Source organism: Aliiroseovarius marinus (assembly GCF_004360145.1).
Lineage (GTDB): Bacteria > Pseudomonadota > Alphaproteobacteria > Rhodobacterales > Rhodobacteraceae > Aliiroseovarius > Aliiroseovarius marinus.
In genome coordinates this window covers 562958-580067 of the sequence record NZ_ML178712.1, presented here as the reverse complement: position 1 = coordinate 580067, position 17110 = coordinate 562958, and the positions used below count along the sequence as shown (strand labels likewise).

Genomic DNA, 17110 nt, shown 5'->3' with positions numbered 1-17110 from the left:
GGGAAAAGGATTTATGAGGGCGACATGGCCAACCATCTTTACAAGCGTGACCTTCCCGATGGGCTGGACCTTGGTCCGGTCGTAGCCATCGACTGTGAAACCATGGGTTTGAACCCGCATCGCGACCGTCTGTGCGTGGTGCAGATGTCCGGCGGCGACGGCAATGCCCATATGGTGCAGGTCGAGAAAGGCCAGACCAGCGCACCTAACCTTGAGAAGATGCTGACCGACCCGAACGTTCTGAAGATCTTCCACTTTGGCCGCTTCGACATCGCCGCCATGCTGAACGCGTTCGGCGTGGTCACGGCACCTGTCTATTGCACCAAGATCGCCTCGAAACTGGTGCGGACCTATACGGATCGCCACGGGCTGCGCAACCTGCTGGATCAGCTGCTGAAAGTCGACATCTCGAAACAGCAACAGATGAGCGACTGGGGCGCGGAAGAGCTGACCCCAGCGCAGCTGGACTATGCGGCGTCCGACGTGTTGCACCTGCACCGTCTGAAAGAAGAGCTGGATATGCGTCTGGCCCGCGAAGGACGGACCGAGATGGCGCAGGCCTGCTTCGACTTCCTGCCCATGCGGGCCCAGCTGGATCTTGCCGGTTGGCCCGAACAGGACATCTTTGCGCACTAAAGGGTGCCTTGGAATCCGGCGCATCGGCGCTAGATAACAAGCAACCCCACCGAAAGGCCCCGCATGTCCGGCACCGGCATCACATATACGCGTCTTGTGAACTGGCTGAAGATCATTCTACCAGCCACCGCGCTTGTGCTGTTGTCGCTGATGTTCCTCGTGTCGAAATCTGTCGATCCGACCACGTCATTGACCTATGCACGGATCAATCTGGACGAGCTGACGGGCGAGCAGAAGATCAGCAATCCGAAATTTTCCAGCGTGACCGAGGATGGCGCCGCGATCCAGTTCAAGGCCGCCAGCGCCGCCCCGGACGAGGAACGCGCCAATTATTTCAAAGCGTTAGAGCTTGAGGCCGACATCGAAACCCCCGACGGTGCGCAGGTTCATATCCGTGCGGCTCAGGCCGATATTGATGGCACCGCACACCAGATCGACCTGTCGGGCGGCGTGTCTTTGCGCACCTCGACGGATTACTGGATCTCGACCGAAACGCTGACGACCTCGATGGACAGCACCTATGTTGCCAGCAATGGCCCGGTCGAGGCCACGGGCCCGATGGGCGACCTGTCGGCAGGTGACGCCGTCATTTCTCAGGCAGAAGGTGAAGACGCCGGATATGTTCTTGTTTTCAAGGACGGGGTGAAGCTGATATATGATCCCAAAGACAAGGGGGAACCCCGGTGATCAAACGCAGTTTTATTTATTCCATTTTGATGGCGATCTGCTTGCCGGTCGCCGCTTTCGCACAAGCTCAGGTTGCCTTTGGCGGGCTGAAGCATGACAGCAGCCTTCCCATCGAAATCTCGGCCGACCAGCTGACCGTGGACCAGTCCAGCGGGGCGGCGACGTTCTCCGGCAATGTAGTAATTGGTCAGGGCGACATGCGCCTAAGCGCCGGCAAGGTGCGCGTGGAATACGCGACGGGCGCGGACACTACCGGCGAGATCTCGCGCCTGCATGCGACGGGCGGCGTGACTCTTGTGAACGGTGCCGAAGCCGCTGAAGCGCGCGAGGCGGTCTATACCATCGCCACGGGCGTGGTTGTGATGACCGGCGGCGTGATCCTGACCCAAGGCCAAAACGCGCTGTCCTCGGACAAGCTGACCGTGAACCTGCAGAATGGCACGGGCCAGATGGACGGGCGGGTCAAGTCGATCATCCAGACCGAGGCGAACTGATGGCCGCCCCAAATCTAACAGTTGAAAATGGCGATGCCGGGCTGCGCATCATCGGATTGCGTAAAAGCTATCGCAAAAAGCCGGTGATCCGCGAAGTGAACCTGGAATTGCACCGCGGCGAGGTTGTCGCGTTGTTGGGGCCGAACGGCTGCGGCAAATCCACGACCTTCTACGCAATCGCCGGACTGGTCACACCCGAAGCCGGACAGGTCATCATTGACGGGCAGGACGTGACGCTGCTGCCGATGTATCGCCGTGCGCGCCGCGGGATCGGGTATCTGCCGCAAGAGATGTCGATCTTCCGCGGCATGAGCGTCGAAGACAATATTCTGTCGATCCTCGAGATCTCGACCAAAGACCGGCACAAGCGCCGCGAGCGGCTGGAAGAGCTGCTGAACGAGTTCTCGATCAGCCACCTGCGCCGCACCCCCGCGCTGGCCCTGTCAGGCGGTGAGCGTCGCCGCTGTGAAATCGCGCGACTCTTGGCATCGAATCCCAAGTATTTGCTGCTGGACGAACCCTTCGCGGGCGTCGATCCGATTGCTGTTGGAGAGATTCGCACACTGGTGCATGACCTGAAAAACCGCGGCATCGGCGTGCTGATCACCGACCACAACGTGCGCGAAACGCTCGAGATCGTCGACCGTGCTTACATCCTGCATGACGGCCATGTCCTGATGAGCGGCACCACCGACGAAGTTGTGAAGGACGAGAACGTCCGCCGCGTCTATCTAGGTCAGAATTTCTCGATCAACTGACGAAAGTGGCGCCGGATCGCTTGACAATCCCTACCGACTCGTCGCCAAATGAAGGTGATGCATGAACACGCAACCCTTCGTTCGTGCCGTGCCCACCGTGGGCTCGCACATTTGATCGCCCCAGACCTGATCGGGCGGACAAATCTCTGCAAAGACAAAACATCCCCATGTTTTCAAACGGTTTTCCCGCTTTATGCCCTTGTGGCATAAGGCCAAATTCCTACAGCGACCAAAGGAGATAGGATGCAATATCAAATCAGTGGCAAGCAGATCGACATTGGTGAAGCCCTTCAGGTTCACGTGAAAGAAGAGCTCGGCGGTATTGTTCAAAAGTATGCTGAACGCCCCACCGATGCGCAGGTCATCTTCTCGAAAAATGCACATGAATATGTCTGTGAAACCATTGTTCACCTGTCCACTGGGCTGACCGCTCAGGCCAAGGGTCACGCGACCGAAATCTATGCGGCATTCGACCAATGTGCCGAGAAAATGGAAAAGCAACTGCGGCGTTATAAGCGCAGGTTGAAGGACCATCACCGCGACCGCGTCGATCCGGTTGAAGTTTTCGGTGGATCCTCGTATATCCTCGCCAACGAAGAAGGCCACGACGAGGCAGAGGACGCTACACTCCAGCCCATGATCATCGCCGAAATGGAAACGCGCATCCCGTCGCTTTCCGTTGGCGAAGCTGTCATGCAGATGGAGCTCGCCCACGCCCCCGTGCTGGTTTTCAAGAACGAGAAAACTCAGGGCATGAATGTCGTCTACCGTCGTGAAGACGGAAATGTCGGCTGGATTGACCCGGTTAACAACGAAGCGTAGGCCCCCCGCCTTGGCGGGCGGGAAATTGGTCAAAAATGGAACTTGCGAGCATTTTGGCGCCGTCCGCCGTAAAGGTTCTGTCGACGGTGTCGTCCAAGAAACGTCTTTTTCAAGACTTGGGCGACATCGCTGCGGATTGCTATGGCATCAACGCAGAGGATGCGTTTGCCGCCCTGTCCGAGCGTGAAAACCTTGGCCCGACCGGCGTAGGCCGCGGCGTTGCCCTGCCGCACGCCCGTCTGGCTGGCGTGACCGAGGTCACCGGTTGCTTCGTCCGCGTTGAGAAGCCGTTTGATTTTGACGCCGTGGATCGTCAGCCCGTAGATCTGATCTTTGCGCTGTTCGCCCCGGAAGATTCCGGTGTGGACCACCTGAAAGCGCTGGCGCTGGTGTCCCGCTCGATGCGTGACGCGTCGATCTGCGCAAAACTGCGCGCCAACACCGACACCGCGGCCCTGCACGCGCTGTTGACGGATAGCCTGTCGAACAAGGCGGCCTAAACGCCGCCCGTCAGGACTTGCCCCACGGCCGATAGCCGAACATCATGTAATCACGCTGATAGGCGGCCTTCACAGCTGCCTCGACCTCGTCATCATAGATCTGCGCCAGCTTGAACGGCGCATCTTTCTGTTGCGCAGGCAGTTCTGGCGCGCCTAGGTCGACGTCTTGGGCAAGTGCCGCCAATCCGTTCTCTAATTCCTCTTCCCGAAGGACACGATCGGGCAGCTGGAACTCGGAAAACCCTTTTATCACAGCGGATTGCGTCGCCCATGCCGCATCCACGCGGATGCCGGTCTGGCCTGCCAGATTGCGCCGCACAAAATCTGCAAAGGCGATAAACGCTTTCCGATGGGCCGCCTTGTCCCACGTGTCATCGGGCAGATGCGCGGGCAGGGGGACATCATAGTTCTCGCGCAGGGCGTTCTTGATTTCCCAATAGGTCTCGGGCCCATCTTGCAGGAAATGCGTGCAGAACGCCGCGTGCAGGCGGGCGACCGGGTGGCGCAGCACGGTGAAGGTGCGATGCCCTTTGTTGCGGTTCTTCCACTGGCGCAGAGATTTCTGATTGAAGTCCGAGGACAGTTCGCCGAACCCCTCCATCCAACTTTTCACACGCTCCACCGGGCCACCCTTGATGGGCAGGAACATCAGCGGCGCATTCTCGGCCGTCACATAGGTCGGCACAGCTGGTGGACGCGCGGGTTCAAAGTTCGGCACTTTGCCCAGATCGAACAGGTCGATGTTGCGCACCGTCTCGACCAGCTCGTCCATGTTGCGGACCTTGTCGGCCAGCGTCTCGGGATTCTGCTTCTTGTATTTGCCCGAGAACTTGGTGATCTCGTGCTCGGCGCCCAGAAACTTGCCCAGCCCATTCACAACGTCGATATTCTGCGTGTCTTCATAGTCGATATAGAACGCCGTCTGGCCGGTCTTCTGCAGTCGGCCTTTGATCTTCAGCTGAAAGGCCTTGTATTCATAGAAGAAATTCTCGAACTCGCTTGAATCGAACTTCACGCGGAACTTCTTGGCGTCCTTGCCATTGGTCAGCGCCCATTGCTGCGTGGCCCAGGCAATCCGGCGGCTGACATAGCTTTCCACCTGATTGCGGGTCAGAACCACCTTGGCGCAGCGCGGGTCGTCGATCACGTGCTCGAAAATGCGCATGTCGTGGTCGTGGAAGAAGCGAAACCCGGGGATGCCATCGGTGCCGGCTTTCATCTGCTCCAGCAGCTTCACCGGGTTCTTGTCCCGCTGCTTTACGGTGACGCCGAACAGCTCTTCCAGCTCGGGTTTCACCATGAAATAGGGGTTAAACGCCTCGCCATAGCATTGAATCCCGTCGAACTGATCCAGATTGCTTTCCAGAAAGTTGGACCCCGTGCGCATCTCGGCAAGGATGATGAAACAGTCGAATTTCTTATTCATATTACTTGGTCACCAAATAGGGCGTGGTGCGCTCGGGCTGGGCTGGCTCGGGCGCATAGTCGGTTGGGAAATCACCCGCGAGGTGCAGATGCATGCCTTGGTTTTTCAGATTTTGCAGGAACTCTCCGAACCCGCCCAGATGCACCATCTCGGGCGGGGCGGTCAGCTTGGGACGGTCGCGGGCGGCCAACTGGTCTAGAACATCCTGCAGTGGCTCGATCGGGTTCAGAACGAAATCCGAGAGGGTCTGGATTTTAACACGGGCGCGGCAGTGATCGGACAGAAGGACCTTCAGGAACGCACTTTCCGTCTTTTGCAGGCGCGCAGCGGTGCGGCGCATGTCAGCAAACCGGCCTTCGGACAGGAAAAGCGGCACGGCCCATGCCCCCGAAATGACATGGATCCGCGCATTGGCGTCGCGCGCAATGTCCCATGTGATGTCCTGCGTATCCGAGGGGCCAAACTGGAAACACTGCCGTTCCCCCCGCGTATTCCAGATTAGGTTGGTCAGAAAGGCGGTGCCGTCATAGTCGCGCAACGCCGCCGAGGACGACAGCGCCCCGAAATACTCGCGCCCGCCGCCTGCAAAATGCGCACCATCTGGCGCGAACAGATGCCCATGCACCCGCACTTTGCCAAAGCTGGCCAGCCACGGTTCGAACCCGCGAAACATCTCGGAAAAGCCTTGCAGAACCACATAGGGTTCGGCGGTCACGCGATTGCCCCACCGCTGATGCGGAAAGCGGCTTTGCATCAGCAGGCCGGGTCGCCCTTTGGTTCGGCGATCCACCGCCTTGGCGAAAATGCGGTCGATCTCGCCGGGGTTGGGTTCGGCGCCGTGGCTCAGGCTTGGCGTGTCGGACAGGAAGCTATCGTAAAGCCGATCCGCATGCGGCCAGATTTTCCGCGCCACAAAGCAGTCCGAACGCCGGAGGAGCTGCAGGTGATCGTCATAGAACACATGCGGTTTGCCCTGATAGTCGAACTTCGACAGGGTCAGGGATCGGCTTTCGATTTTCTTCGAATGCTGGCGGGATAGGGTCTGATAATAGCTTTCATCCGGGATCCAGACCCGGCGGAAATAGGCATCATTCACCGCGCGTCGGGGGTCGTTCAGGATGGCCGACAGCGTGTGCCGCGTCAGGCACCACCATTGGCTGCCCAAATGCGGCGAGATCCCCAAAGGAATACGGCGCTGATAGCCGACCCGCCGCTGCAGCCGCACATAGCCATCAAACAGCCGACGGTGACGCTTCCACGAGAACGGAAAGCGCAGGGTGAAGCGTTCGGTATTCAACCCGCCGACAGCCCAGGGCACGTCCTCGGTCGTGACACTTTCGATGAAATCGGTGGTGGGGCGGTCACGCAGATAGGCTGTTAGCTCGCCGACTGGGCGCAGGGGCAGACAACTGCCCGAGGCCAAAAGCACGTGCTGCACATCAGGGAAACGCTCTAACAACAGCTCGGACGCGGTTTGACTGGCCGCCACAAGCGACCACGTACCCCATTCGCAGCGGTGGCGGTCGCAGAACAGCACATTGTCGCGATCGGCCAGACTGTCGACAAAGCGGTTATAGGTGTCACGATCTACGCGCTGGTCGACATGCAGCACCACGGGGCAGCCGTGATCAGACCAATGACGCGCCAGCTGGGTTGCGCGGTGCAGTGCCTCGTGCACGATCATGACAACGCCCAAGCTCATGCCCAGTTCCCCTTAGACATCAGGCCCAGCACCTCAAGCTGTCGCCAGTTGATGTATTCCTCGCTCCACTCACACCACAGGACCGGATCATCCGCCATTCGGGTGTTGTAGGCGCGATATTCATGGCTGTTGGCATAGTGCTGACGGCGCTGAAGCTCTTCTTTCGATTTTGCCTCGAACGTGTCCAGAAATTTGGTGTGCAACAGACAGCCCGAGGCTTTCTCGCCCCCGGATTCGTCGTAAACAAGGTTCAAACCGCGCGGCAAAAGCGTGTGGGTCGAGCTGACATAGGCATAGGACCGACGCCACTTCACCAAAGGGATCTTGTTCAGGGCAGGGGCGCGTTCCGGGTTGTCGTCAAAGAAGACACGGGCCCGCACGCCGCCTTGGATCCACAGGTTCCGAAACTGGCTGTTCTTGCGAATGGTATAGTTGCCGCTGTCGAACCAGCGCGTGATCTCAAGCGGGTTCTGACCGGCCTGATAGGGCTCGGCGCCGATCTGGCCCTCGGGATACATATCCATCAGCATTGCGCCGAAGCTTCTGATCTCGCTTGCGTCCAGCCAATCGGTCAGCGCGCGCAAGGGGCGAGTGTCGCAGAACGGATAGACAAAAAACTCGTCCGTATCGACGGTCAGGCACCAATGATCATGCCCGTATTTGCGCTGCAGCCAGTTCAGCCAGTCCACGCCGAACTTCGCGCGCTTATAGCTGGCCTCAGTGGTCCACAGCGACACGTCGTCCTGCTGCGCCAGATATTCCCGCGATCCGTCGTCCGAGCCATTGTCCACGATCAGAAAGTGGTTCACGCCCAAGTCTCTGTAATATTTCAGGAAATAGGGCAGGCGGACCAGTTCGTTGCGCAGGGTGGTAAAGACAAGGATGTTCGCAGGCGCGATCTGTGCGGTACGGTTCTTGACCGCCGACAGCTCGTGCCGTTTGCGAAACGCACGGATCAGGTGGCGCTTGCGCTTGAGCCTAAGGCGATATGACGTCAAAGCGCCCAAATCGTATCCTGTCCGTTAATGCCTGTATCTGCTGGCGCGCGCCTCTGCCCGTGGCAGGCACAAAGCGCGGTCCACCTTTGCTTTTATATCTAAATTCTAAACGTCTTCCATACATCGCGCAAATCCCTTCACGCGATGGTGTTAGTCACTCCAACCCCCGGTCGACATCAGCCCAAGTCGGGTCAGTTGCTGCCAGTCTTCGAACCGCTGTGCGCCGGGATGCCACAGATCCGGAGCCGTGCCGATCGCATCGTAATAGGCGTCGAACTGGTCGGGCTGGCCGAAATGCTCGCGCCGGGTTTTCTCTTCCCCGGACCGTTCCAGCACGCCGGGCAGGAACTTGGTGTGCAGCAGGACGCCGGACAACTGCTCGGTGCCACTGATCGCGGGCGGGCCGTCCCATTCCAAGTTTAGACGCGGCGGCAGGATGGAGTGGGTCGAATTCGCATAGGCATAGCGGCGCGACCACTTGACCAAAGGCAGTTTGTTCAGGGTCGGGCCACGCGCGGGGGCATCTGGAAAGAAAACCCGTTCCCGCGCGCCGCCTTGAAGCCACAGATTCTGCATCGGTTCCTGCCGGATTGCGCGATATGGGCCAGCGTCAAACCACGGCAACGCCGCGATGGGATCGTCTGCCGTGTCGGCGGTACCCAACGGCCCCTTGGGATAGAGATCCAACATCAGCGCGCCCAACGCCTGCGCGCCTGTGGCGTCCAACCTTTGCGTCAAGGCGGGCAGGGGACGTTGGTCGTGATGCGGATAGATCAACAGCTCGTCCACATCGACGGTCAGGCACCAATACCCGTGCCCATAACGAAACTGCAGCCAGGTCAGCCAATCCACCCCGAACCGCGCGGATTTATAGCTGGCATCGGTGCGCCACAGCGAGACATCGGGTTGCTGGGCCAGAAACTCGGCGCTGCCATCAGTGCAATCATTGGCGACAATCAGGAAATGCCCCACGCCCAGACGGCGATAATGCGTTAGAAAGTAGGGCAGGCGCTGCATTTCATTGCGCAGCACCACGAAGGCCAGAACCTGATCCTTCTGGATCAGCTCTGTACGCTCATTGACGGGGGTTAGTTGTCGCCGGGACCGGATCGACCGCCACAGAAGACGGCGACGCTTCAGACGCATCCGATACCGCGAAATCAGACCGGACACGCCCTTCGCCACGCAGGATTACTCGGCAGCTTTGTTCTGAGCCACCAGATCGTGCAGATAGCCGATGAACTCGTCCCGCAGCTCGTCTCGGGCCATGCCGAAAGCCACTGTGGCCTGCAGGAACCCGGCTTTCGAACCACAGTCGAAGCGCTGACCACGGAAGCGATAGCCAAACACATCGCGTCCCTGTTCCAGTTCGTTCGCGATGGCATCGGTCAGCTGAATTTCACCACCGGCACCGGTTTGCTTGCGGTCCAGACTTTTCAGAACGTCAGGGGTCAGGATGTAGCGGCCGATCACCGCCAGATTGGACGGCGCTTCGTCGATCGAGGGTTTCTCGACCATGCCGCGGGTCGACACCAGATCGCCCATGTCCTCTTTCACGTCCAGAACACCGTAGGCGCTGGCCTTTTCAGGCGGAACCTCCATGGCGGCAACCATGCAGCCACCGGTATTCTCATAGGCCTCGACCATCTGCTGAAGGCAGGGCTTTTCGGCGGCAATCACGTCATCGGGCAGGATCACGGCGAAGGGTTCGTTGGCGATCAGGCGGCGGGCACACCAGACCGCGTGGCCCAGACCCAGCGCCTTGTGCTGGCGCATATAGGCGATGGCACCCGATTCCATGTTGGTGTCTTTCAGGATCTCAAGAAGCTGATCCTTGCCCTTCTTGCGCAGCTCGCGTTCCAAGACGGGCGAGTTATCGAAGTAATCCTCAAGCGCGCCTTTGCCGCGCGAGGTCACAAAGATGAACTCCTTGATGCCAGCGGCACGCGCTTCATCAATGGCGTATTGGATCAAGGGCCGGTCAACCAGCGTCATGATCTCTTTCGGGATGGATTTCGTTGCAGGCAGGAACCGTGTTCCAAGCCCAGCCACAGGGAAAATCGCTTTGGTAACCTTACGCTTCATTAACTTCACCTTTGTACATTTCGCGTCACCATATTCTGATCTGCTATCATCTGGTGAAAAGTCGACGGCATCTCGCTAGGGTTGCGCTTACTTGTTCATTCTCTAATTGATAAATCTGAAAACATCATGGTCTTTTTTTGCCATTCTAGAACATGGCGGATTTTTTCTCGACTCTTTTCAGAAAGCATTGTGTGAAGCTTTGGTTACACCACCCCAAGCTCGTTCAAGATCGCTTCGATCCGCGGGACGTCTTCGGGGTTGTTCAGCTCCCAAAACTGGCGGGAACGGGCGTCGACTTCGACACATTGAATGGGCTTTTCACGCTCGAGAAAGCGCAACTGCTCTAACCCTTCCAACTGTTCCAGAGGCCCAGCGGACCAGAGCGGATAGGCCGCAAGCGCCGACGGGCGATAGGCATAGACGCCGACATGGTGAAACACCGGCGTCTGATCGTGGTCGGACCAGCCATTGCCCTGCGTATACGGGATTACCTCTTTCGAGAAATAGAGCGCATGGCCTTCTGCACCAAAGACCGCGGTGGTCCCGCCGACCCGGCCCGCCTTGCGGTCTTCCAGAAAGCCGTTCAGCGCGCGGCCATCGCAGCGCAGAACCGGCGTGGCGACCTCGGCCGCGGGATGGGTTTTCAGCGCGGCGACCAGCTCTTCCACGAACCACGGAGGCGTTAGGGGCGCATCGCCTTGCAGATTGACGATGATGTCGAACTCCTCGCCCAGCGCGGTCAGGGCTTCCGCGCAGCGCTCGGTCCCGTTCTCGCAGGCTTCCGAGGTCATCACGACCTCGGCTCCAAACCCTTCCGCCTCGTTCCGGATGCGGTCATCGTCGGTAGCGACCACAACCCGATCCACGCCGCGCACCGCTTGTGCGGCCTCCCAACTGCGGTGGATTAGGGTCTTATTTTGACCCGTCGCCCCCCTGAGCGGCGCAAGCGCCTTGCCCGGATACCGGGTTGAGGCGTAGCGCGCCGGAATGACAATCAGCGTGGACATGCGGGATCAGGCCTTTTTCAGCTCGACACCCGGTGCATAGGCAATGAAGAACGGGTTCTCGTAGATCGGCTTGCCATAGGTCAGCGGCGTGTGATCGTCGAAACGCACAACATCTCCGCCAGCCCCTTTCAGAACCGCATGACCGGCAGCGGTGTCCCATTCCATCGTGCGGCCCACGCGGGGATAGAGATCCGCCTCGCCGGTCGCAACCAGACAGAACTTCAACGAGCTGCCTGCCGATTTGCTGTCTTTGACGTTGTATTTGTTGATGTAATCCTCGGTCGCCTGATCGCGGTGGGATTTCGATGCAACGATGAACAGCGCGTCATTGTCAGGCTTGGACACGGTGATCGGCGACAGGGTGCCTACGGTATCTTTCTGGAACGGCCCTTGCTCTTCCACGCTTTCGCCGCCTGCGCGGGTGAAGAACATGCGGCCCTTGGCGGGGGCGTAGACCACGCCGCGCACAGGGGTGCCGTCTTTGACATAGGCGATGTTCACGGTGAAGTCGCCGCGACGGTGAATGAACTCTTTCGTGCCGTCCAGAGGGTCCACGATCAGGAACTCGCCCGCTTGTTCGCTGTGGCTGTCGGCCTGTTCTTCCGTCACCAAAAGCACATCCGGGAAGGCCGCGCGCAGACCAGCAGAAATCAGCGCATCTGCGGCTTCGTCCGCCGCGGTCACCGGGCTGTCGTCTGATTTGGCACGCACATCGAAATCGTCCGAGTTGTAGATCTCCATGATCACATCGCCCGCTTCCAGGGCCAAAGTGCGCATAACAGTTTCCAGACGCTCAAAATCCAAGACGAGACTCCTCAAATACGGCCAGATGCGGCCTTGTTGATAACATTTTGCACCCTCCTTATGATCAACCAGTAAAGGATCAGCAAGAAATCCCTGTTAAAAGCACCGCATAACCGTTCAAGGTAGCGCCATGTTCGAGGCAAAGAAGAAACAATCGAAGCTGTCAGCAGCGTTTTCCATGTTCGAGGTCATCTTCCACATGACCGCGCACAGCATTCGCAGCACGCATACAAATGCGTTGGCAGCGCTTGCCATCAACATGTTTCAAGTGATCCTGATGATCGGCGTGTTCTATGTCATGCTGACATTTCTTGGATTACACCGCGCGGCTGTGCGCGGCGATTTCCTGCTTTATGTGATGTCGGGGATCTTTGTCTTTATGACAAACGTCAAGGCGATGGGCGCTGTGATTGGGTCCTCCGGGCCCTCTCATCCGATGATGCAACATGCGCCGATGAACACCTTCGTCGCCTTTGTATCTGCTGCTCTGGCGTCGTTGTATATTCAGATGCTTAGCATCGTGGTTGTCCTGACCATCTACCATATCGGCTTTAAACCGGTCGAAATCGACCAACCCGTTTGGGCATTGGTGATGATATTGCTGGCATGGTTTAACGGCGCATCGACTGGATTGATCTTTCTGGCGATGAAACCCTGGTTTCCGCAGTTCACCAGTATTGCGCAGAAAATATACACGCGGGCCAACATGTTTGCCTCGGGCAAGATGTTCTTGGCCAATTCGGCGCCCTCTTATCTCATCGCGATCTTCATCTGGAATCCGCTGTTCCATATCGTTGATCAGATCCGTGGCTTTATCTTCATCAACTACGCGCCACATTACACAAACTGGATGTATCCGCTGCTTGCGTCGTTCGTGTTCATGCTGCTGGGTCTCATGGGCGAAAACTATTCGCGCAAGCACGTATCGGCCAGTTGGGCAGCGCGTCAGTAATCGCAATCACGCGCTTTCCAGGGCTTTGACACGCCAAAACCACGCAAATCCTCAAATTGACTCGGAATTTTTGCGCCAACAGGGGCACCGGACCGCTTGCAGGCCCGATTTTGCCTACTTATATACGCCGAGACGCCGGAGATGGATCACTCCTGACCCGGTAAAAATCTGGGATCCGGGGCCGATGCTTTGCAAGGTCGGTCCTGACAACATCGCCTAAAGAGAGGATATTACGAATGGCCAAAGTCATCGGTATCGACCTCGGCACCACCAACTCGTGTGTTGCCATCATGGACGGCTCGCAGCCGCGAGTCATCGAAAACGCAGAAGGTGCACGTACCACGCCTTCGATCGTAGCCTTCAAGGACGACGAGCGCCTTGTAGGTCAGCCTGCCAAACGTCAGGCTGTTACCAACCCCGACAACACCGTCTTCGCCGTGAAGCGCCTGATCGGCCGCAACATGTCGGACCCGGCTGTCGAAAAAGACAAAAAGCTGGTGCCCTATTCGATCGTGGATGGCGGCAATGGCGACGCATGGGTTGAAGCTGCTGGCGAGAAGTATTCGCCCTCGCAGATCTCGGCCTTCATTCTGGGCAAGATGAAAGAAACGGCAGAAAGCTATCTGGGTGAAGACGTCACTCAGGCCGTGATCACCGTGCCCGCTTACTTCAACGACGCTCAGCGTCAGGCCACCAAAGACGCCGGCAAGATCGCTGGTCTGGAAGTGCTGCGCATCATCAACGAGCCGACCGCGGCTGCGCTGGCCTATGGTCTGGACAAAGAAGACACGCAGACCATCGCCGTATATGACCTTGGTGGTGGTACCTTCGACGTGACCATTCTGGAAATCGACGACGGCCTGTTCGAAGTAAAATCGACCAACGGCGACACGTTCCTTGGTGGTGAAGACTTCGACATGCGCATCGTTCAGTATCTGGTCGATGAGTTCAAAAAGGAAAACCAAGTCGATCTGTCGAAAGACAAGATGGCTCTGCAGCGCCTGAAAGAAGCCGCTGAGAAAGCCAAGATCGAGCTGTCGAGTGCCTCGCAGACCGAAATCAACCAGCCGTTCATCTCGATGGGCGCTGATGGTGCACCGCTGCACATGGTCATGAAGCTGACCCGCGCCAAGCTGGAAAGCCTTGTGTCGGACCTGATCAAGCGTTCGATCAAGCCGTGTCAGGCTGCTCTGAAAGACGCTGGCCTGTCGACCGGCGACATCGACGAAGTGGTTCTGGTTGGCGGTATGACCCGCATGCCGAAAGTGATCGAAGAGGTGACCAAGTTCTTCGGTAAAGAGCCGCACAAAGGTGTGAACCCGGACGAAGTGGTTGCTATGGGTGCTGCCATTCAGGCCGGTGTTCTGCAGGGCGACGTGAAAGACGTTGTTCTTCTGGACGTGACCCCGCTGTCGCTGGGCATCGAGACGCTGGGTGGCGTGTTCACCCGCCTGATCGACCGCAACACGACGATCCCGACCAAGAAGTCGCAGATCTTCTCGACCGCGGAAGACAACCAGAACGCCGTAACCCTGCGCGTGTTCCAAGGTGAACGTGAAATGGCTGCGGACAACAAGATCCTGGGCCAGTTCAACCTGGAAGACATCCCGCCCGCACCGCGCGGCATGCCTCAGATCGAGGTGACCTTCGACATCGACGCCAACGGCATCGTTGAAGTGGGCGCCAAAGACAAAGGCACCGGCAAAGAGCAGAAAATCACCATCCAAGCTTCGGGCGGTCTGTCGGATGACGACATCGAAGCAATGGTGAAAGACGCTGAAGCCAACGCCGAGGCCGATAAAGAGCGTAAAGAGCTTGTCGAAGCCCGCAACCAGGCCGAAAGCCTGATCCACTCGACCGAGAAGTCGATGGAAGAGCATGCTGACAAGGTCGACCCGACCACGATCGAAGCCATCGAGCTGGCAATCGCTGCTCTGAAGGACGATCTGGCCAAAGACGATGCGTCGGCTGACAAGATCAAAGGCGGCGTTCAGAACGTGACCGAAGCGGCCATGAAACTGGGCGAAGCGATCTACAAGTCGCAGCAGGAAGAAGCTGCTGGCGAACCTTCGGAAGAAGCAGACGGCCCCTCGGCCGTGGACGATGACATCGTCGATGCCGATTTCGAAGACCTTGACGACAGCAAACGCTAAGTCGCTTAGGTGAATGGCGGGGCGGCCACGCTGCCCTGCCTCCCTCCCAAGTGGAGACGACCCCATGGCAAAACGTGACTACTATGAGGTTCTTGGCGCTTCGAAAGGTGCTTCGGCGGACGAGCTGAAGAAAGCCTATCGCAAGAAAGCCAAAGAGCTTCACCCAGACCGGAATTCCGACAATCCCGACGCCGAGTCTCAGTTCAAAGAAGTGAACGAAGCCTACGACGTTCTGAAGGATGCCGAAAAGAAAGCCGCCTATGACCGCTTTGGTCATGCTGCTTTCGAAGGCGGTATGGGCGGACGTCCCGGCGGCGGCCATCATGGCCAAGGTGATTTCGCCAGCGCGTTCTCGGCCGTGTTCGACGACCTGTTTGGCGACTTCATGGGCGGTCGTGGCGGGGGCCGTGCGCGTGCGCAACGCGGATCGGACCTGCGCTATAACCTGCGCGTGACGCTGGAAGAAGCGTTCTCGGGCATCCAGAAGACCATCAACGTGCCGACCTCGGTCGCCTGTGATGAGTGCAGCGGCACCGGGTCTGAATCCGGCGCGGAGCCCACCATGTGTCCGACCTGTCAGGGCATGGGCAAGGTCCGTGCGCAGCAAGGTTTCTTTACGGTCGAGCGCGCCTGTCCGACCTGTCAGGGCACCGGCCAGATGATCCAGAACCCTTGCAAATCCTGCCACGGGGCAGGGCGCAAGGAAAAGGAACGCTCGCTGTCGGTGAACATCCCTGCTGGTGTTGAAACCGGCACCCGCATTCGTCTGGCTGGCGAAGGCGAAGCCGGCATGCGCGGTGGGCCCTCGGGCGATCTGTACATCTTCATCGAAGTGTCCGATCACGCCATTTTCGACCGCGAAGGCACGCATCTGCATTGCCGCGTCCCGGTCTCGATGACCGCTGCCGCACTTGGCGGCGATATCGAGGTTCCGACCATCGACGGTGGCCGCTCGCGCGTGAAAATCCCGGCCGGCAGCCAATCAGGCCGGCAGATGCGTCTGCGCTCCAAAGGCATGCCCGGTCTGCGCGGTGGGCCGAATGGCGACATGTATATCGAGCTTGCGGTGGAAACGCCGGTCAACCTGACCTCGCAGCAAAAAGAGCTGCTGCGCGAGTTCGAGAAACTGTCGGAAGAGAACAACCCGGAAAGCTCGAACTTCTTCACGAAGGTCAGAAGCTTCTGGGACAGCATGAAGGGCTGATCGCTCTGTCAGAAATCCAAGCGCCCCGGTGTTGCACAAACGCCGGGGCGTTTTTGTTTCTCGTGCACGTTAACCTGCCATTCACCAATCTTGGGACAGGCTGTCCACATGACCGACCAGCGTGACTTCCACTTCGCCGAGATGCCGCAAAGCCTGTTCGACACGGACGAGGCACCTGCGACGCCGATCGCGATGACCGCTGGCAAGCTGCCGTCCTATATCAAGGACCACCGCCAACGGTTGCGCGCGCGGTTTAACGAAGGCGGGGCGCAGGCCATGCCGGATTATGAGTTGCTAGAGCTTCTCTTGTTCCGCTCGATCCCCCGCCGCGACGTGAAACCCATCGCGCGGGAACTGCTGGACACGTTCGGCGACTTCAACCGCGTGGTTACGGCACCGACTGACCGGTTACGCACCGTGTCGGGCATTGGCGACTCGGTCATCACTGACCTGAAAATCATAGAAGCCGCGGCCCATCGTATGGCGCGGTCCAAGGTGATGCAGCGGCATGTGATTTCCAGCTGGGACGCGGTGCTGGATTATTGCCACACCACCATGGCGCACCGCGATACCGAACAATTCCGCGTGCTGTTTCTGGACCGCAAAAACGTGCTGATCGCGGATGAAGAACAGGCGAAAGGCACTGTAGATCATGTGCCCGTCTACCCGCGCGAGGTGGTGAAACGGGCGCTGGAATTGAACGCCTCGGCGCTGATCTTGGTGCACAACCACCCGTCCGGGGATCCGACGCCATCGGAAAGCGATATCCAGATGACAGCGCAGGTGAATGACGCCGCGAAGGCGCTTGGCATTGCACTGCATGATCACTTGATCATCGGAAAATCGACCGAGTTAAGCTTTCGGTCTGAAGGATACCTTTAG

17 protein-coding genes are annotated in these 17110 nt (G+C 58.5%); 10 read left to right on the top strand and 7 right to left on the bottom strand.

Translation table 11 applies throughout. The features are described 5' to 3' along the window. The first annotated feature begins 24 nt into the window (after nucleotides 1-24). From EOL43_RS03000 to EOL43_RS02975, 6 genes are all read left to right on the top strand, one after another. Nucleotides 25-636 carry a ribonuclease D gene (locus EOL43_RS03000; protein ID WP_133485359.1) on the top strand — a complete coding sequence of 204 codons (612 nt, stop codon included), beginning with the start codon at nucleotides 25-27 and terminating at the stop codon, nucleotides 634-636. Nucleotides 637-699: 63 nt separating this feature from the next. Then, nucleotides 700-1323 (top strand): LPS export ABC transporter periplasmic protein LptC, encoded by a 624-nt coding sequence (gene lptC, locus EOL43_RS02995; RefSeq protein WP_133485358.1) that lies wholly within the window; start codon nucleotides 700-702, stop codon nucleotides 1321-1323. Between the two features lie 29 nt (nucleotides 1324-1352). After that, nucleotides 1353-1817, top strand: coding sequence for a lipopolysaccharide transport periplasmic protein LptA (gene lptA / locus EOL43_RS02990; RefSeq protein ID WP_133485584.1), 465 nt, complete (start codon nucleotides 1353-1355; stop codon nucleotides 1815-1817). After that, on the top strand, nucleotides 1817-2575 hold the full coding sequence (gene lptB / locus EOL43_RS02985) for an LPS export ABC transporter ATP-binding protein (RefSeq protein ID WP_133485356.1): 759 nt from the start codon (nucleotides 1817-1819) through the stop codon (nucleotides 2573-2575). The genes lptA and lptB overlap by 1 nt, the downstream gene beginning before the upstream one ends. A 243-nt stretch (nucleotides 2576-2818) precedes the next feature. Then, nucleotides 2819-3397, top strand: coding sequence for a ribosome hibernation-promoting factor, HPF/YfiA family (hpf, locus tag EOL43_RS02980; protein ID WP_133485354.1), 579 nt, complete (start codon nucleotides 2819-2821; stop codon nucleotides 3395-3397). Between the two features lie 35 nt (nucleotides 3398-3432). Continuing rightward, nucleotides 3433-3897 carry a PTS sugar transporter subunit IIA gene (locus EOL43_RS02975; protein ID WP_133485352.1) on the top strand — a complete coding sequence of 155 codons (465 nt, stop codon included), beginning with the start codon at nucleotides 3433-3435 and terminating at the stop codon, nucleotides 3895-3897. Between the two features lie 10 nt (nucleotides 3898-3907). Here the strand turns inward: EOL43_RS02975 and EOL43_RS02970 are convergent, their stop codons facing one another. The 7 genes from EOL43_RS02970 to cysQ form a co-directional block, all read right to left on the bottom strand. Further along, entirely contained in the window at nucleotides 3908-5323 is a 1416-nt protein-coding gene (locus tag EOL43_RS02970; RefSeq protein ID WP_133485350.1) for a sulfotransferase family 2 domain-containing protein, read from the bottom strand. A 1-nt stretch (nucleotide 5324) separates the two neighbouring features. Then, nucleotides 5325-7025: a DUF5927 domain-containing protein gene (locus EOL43_RS02965; RefSeq protein ID WP_133485348.1), complete on the bottom strand. Its 1701-nt coding sequence runs from the start codon at nucleotides 7023-7025 to the stop codon at nucleotides 5325-5327. Next, nucleotides 7022-8032, bottom strand: a complete 1011-nt coding sequence (locus EOL43_RS02960; RefSeq protein ID WP_133485346.1) for a glycosyltransferase family 2 protein — start codon at nucleotides 8030-8032, stop codon at nucleotides 7022-7024. The genes EOL43_RS02965 and EOL43_RS02960 overlap by 4 nt, the downstream gene beginning before the upstream one ends. A gap of 141 nt (nucleotides 8033-8173) precedes the next feature. Further along, a complete protein-coding gene (locus tag EOL43_RS02955; protein WP_133485582.1) occupies nucleotides 8174-9169 on the bottom strand; it encodes a glycosyltransferase family 2 protein in 996 nt (331 codons plus the stop codon). A gap of 45 nt (nucleotides 9170-9214) precedes the next feature. Continuing rightward, a complete protein-coding gene (gene galU, locus EOL43_RS02950; RefSeq protein WP_133485345.1) occupies nucleotides 9215-10108 on the bottom strand; it encodes a UTP--glucose-1-phosphate uridylyltransferase GalU in 894 nt (297 codons plus the stop codon). 203 nt (nucleotides 10109-10311) lie between these two features. Continuing rightward, nucleotides 10312-11115, bottom strand: coding sequence for a 3-deoxy-manno-octulosonate cytidylyltransferase (locus tag EOL43_RS02945; protein WP_133485343.1), 804 nt, complete (start codon nucleotides 11113-11115; stop codon nucleotides 10312-10314). Between the two features lie 6 nt (nucleotides 11116-11121). Then, nucleotides 11122-11919, bottom strand: a complete 798-nt coding sequence (gene cysQ / locus EOL43_RS02940) for a 3'(2'),5'-bisphosphate nucleotidase CysQ (protein WP_133485341.1) — start codon at nucleotides 11917-11919, stop codon at nucleotides 11122-11124. 199 nt (nucleotides 11920-12118) lie between these two features. Between cysQ and EOL43_RS02935 the strand changes: the two genes are divergently transcribed. From EOL43_RS02935 to radC, 4 genes are all read left to right on the top strand, one after another. Next, entirely contained in the window at nucleotides 12119-12871 is a 753-nt protein-coding gene (locus EOL43_RS02935) for an ABC transporter permease (RefSeq protein WP_338068761.1), read from the top strand. 236 nt (nucleotides 12872-13107) lie between these two features. Continuing rightward, a complete protein-coding gene (gene dnaK / locus EOL43_RS02930) occupies nucleotides 13108-15024 on the top strand; it encodes a molecular chaperone DnaK (RefSeq protein WP_133485337.1) in 1917 nt (638 codons plus the stop codon). Nucleotides 15025-15088: 64 nt separating this feature from the next. Continuing rightward, entirely contained in the window at nucleotides 15089-16228 is a 1140-nt protein-coding gene (gene dnaJ, locus EOL43_RS02925) for a molecular chaperone DnaJ (protein ID WP_133485335.1), read from the top strand. 108 nt (nucleotides 16229-16336) lie between these two features. Beyond that, a complete protein-coding gene (gene radC, locus EOL43_RS02920) occupies nucleotides 16337-17110 on the top strand; it encodes a RadC family protein (protein ID WP_133485333.1) in 774 nt (257 codons plus the stop codon).

Coding starts and splice junctions, on each gene's coding strand:
- EOL43_RS03000 (WP_133485359.1), top strand. CDS start 25: ATGGCCAACCATCTTTACAAGCGTGACCTTCCCGATGGGCTGGACCTT.
- lptC (WP_133485358.1), top strand. CDS start 700: ATGTCCGGCACCGGCATCACATATACGCGTCTTGTGAACTGGCTGAAG.
- lptA (WP_133485584.1), top strand. CDS start 1,353: ATGGCGATCTGCTTGCCGGTCGCCGCTTTCGCACAAGCTCAGGTTGCC.
- lptB (WP_133485356.1), top strand. CDS start 1,817: ATGGCCGCCCCAAATCTAACAGTTGAAAATGGCGATGCCGGGCTGCGC.
- hpf (WP_133485354.1), top strand. CDS start 2,819: ATGCAATATCAAATCAGTGGCAAGCAGATCGACATTGGTGAAGCCCTT.
- EOL43_RS02975 (WP_133485352.1), top strand. CDS start 3,433: ATGGAACTTGCGAGCATTTTGGCGCCGTCCGCCGTAAAGGTTCTGTCG.
- EOL43_RS02970 (WP_133485350.1), bottom strand. CDS start 5,323: ATGAATAAGAAATTCGACTGTTTCATCATCCTTGCCGAGATGCGCACG.
- EOL43_RS02965 (WP_133485348.1), bottom strand. CDS start 7,025: ATGAGCTTGGGCGTTGTCATGATCGTGCACGAGGCACTGCACCGCGCA.
- EOL43_RS02955 (WP_133485582.1), bottom strand. CDS start 9,169: ATGCGTCTGAAGCGTCGCCGTCTTCTGTGGCGGTCGATCCGGTCCCGG.
- galU (WP_133485345.1), bottom strand. CDS start 10,108: ATGAAGCGTAAGGTTACCAAAGCGATTTTCCCTGTGGCTGGGCTTGGA.
- EOL43_RS02945 (WP_133485343.1), bottom strand. CDS start 11,115: ATGTCCACGCTGATTGTCATTCCGGCGCGCTACGCCTCAACCCGGTAT.
- EOL43_RS02935 (WP_338068761.1), top strand. CDS start 12,119: ATGACCGCGCACAGCATTCGCAGCACGCATACAAATGCGTTGGCAGCG.
- dnaK (WP_133485337.1), top strand. CDS start 13,108: ATGGCCAAAGTCATCGGTATCGACCTCGGCACCACCAACTCGTGTGTT.
- dnaJ (WP_133485335.1), top strand. CDS start 15,089: ATGGCAAAACGTGACTACTATGAGGTTCTTGGCGCTTCGAAAGGTGCT.
- radC (WP_133485333.1), top strand. CDS start 16,337: ATGACCGACCAGCGTGACTTCCACTTCGCCGAGATGCCGCAAAGCCTG.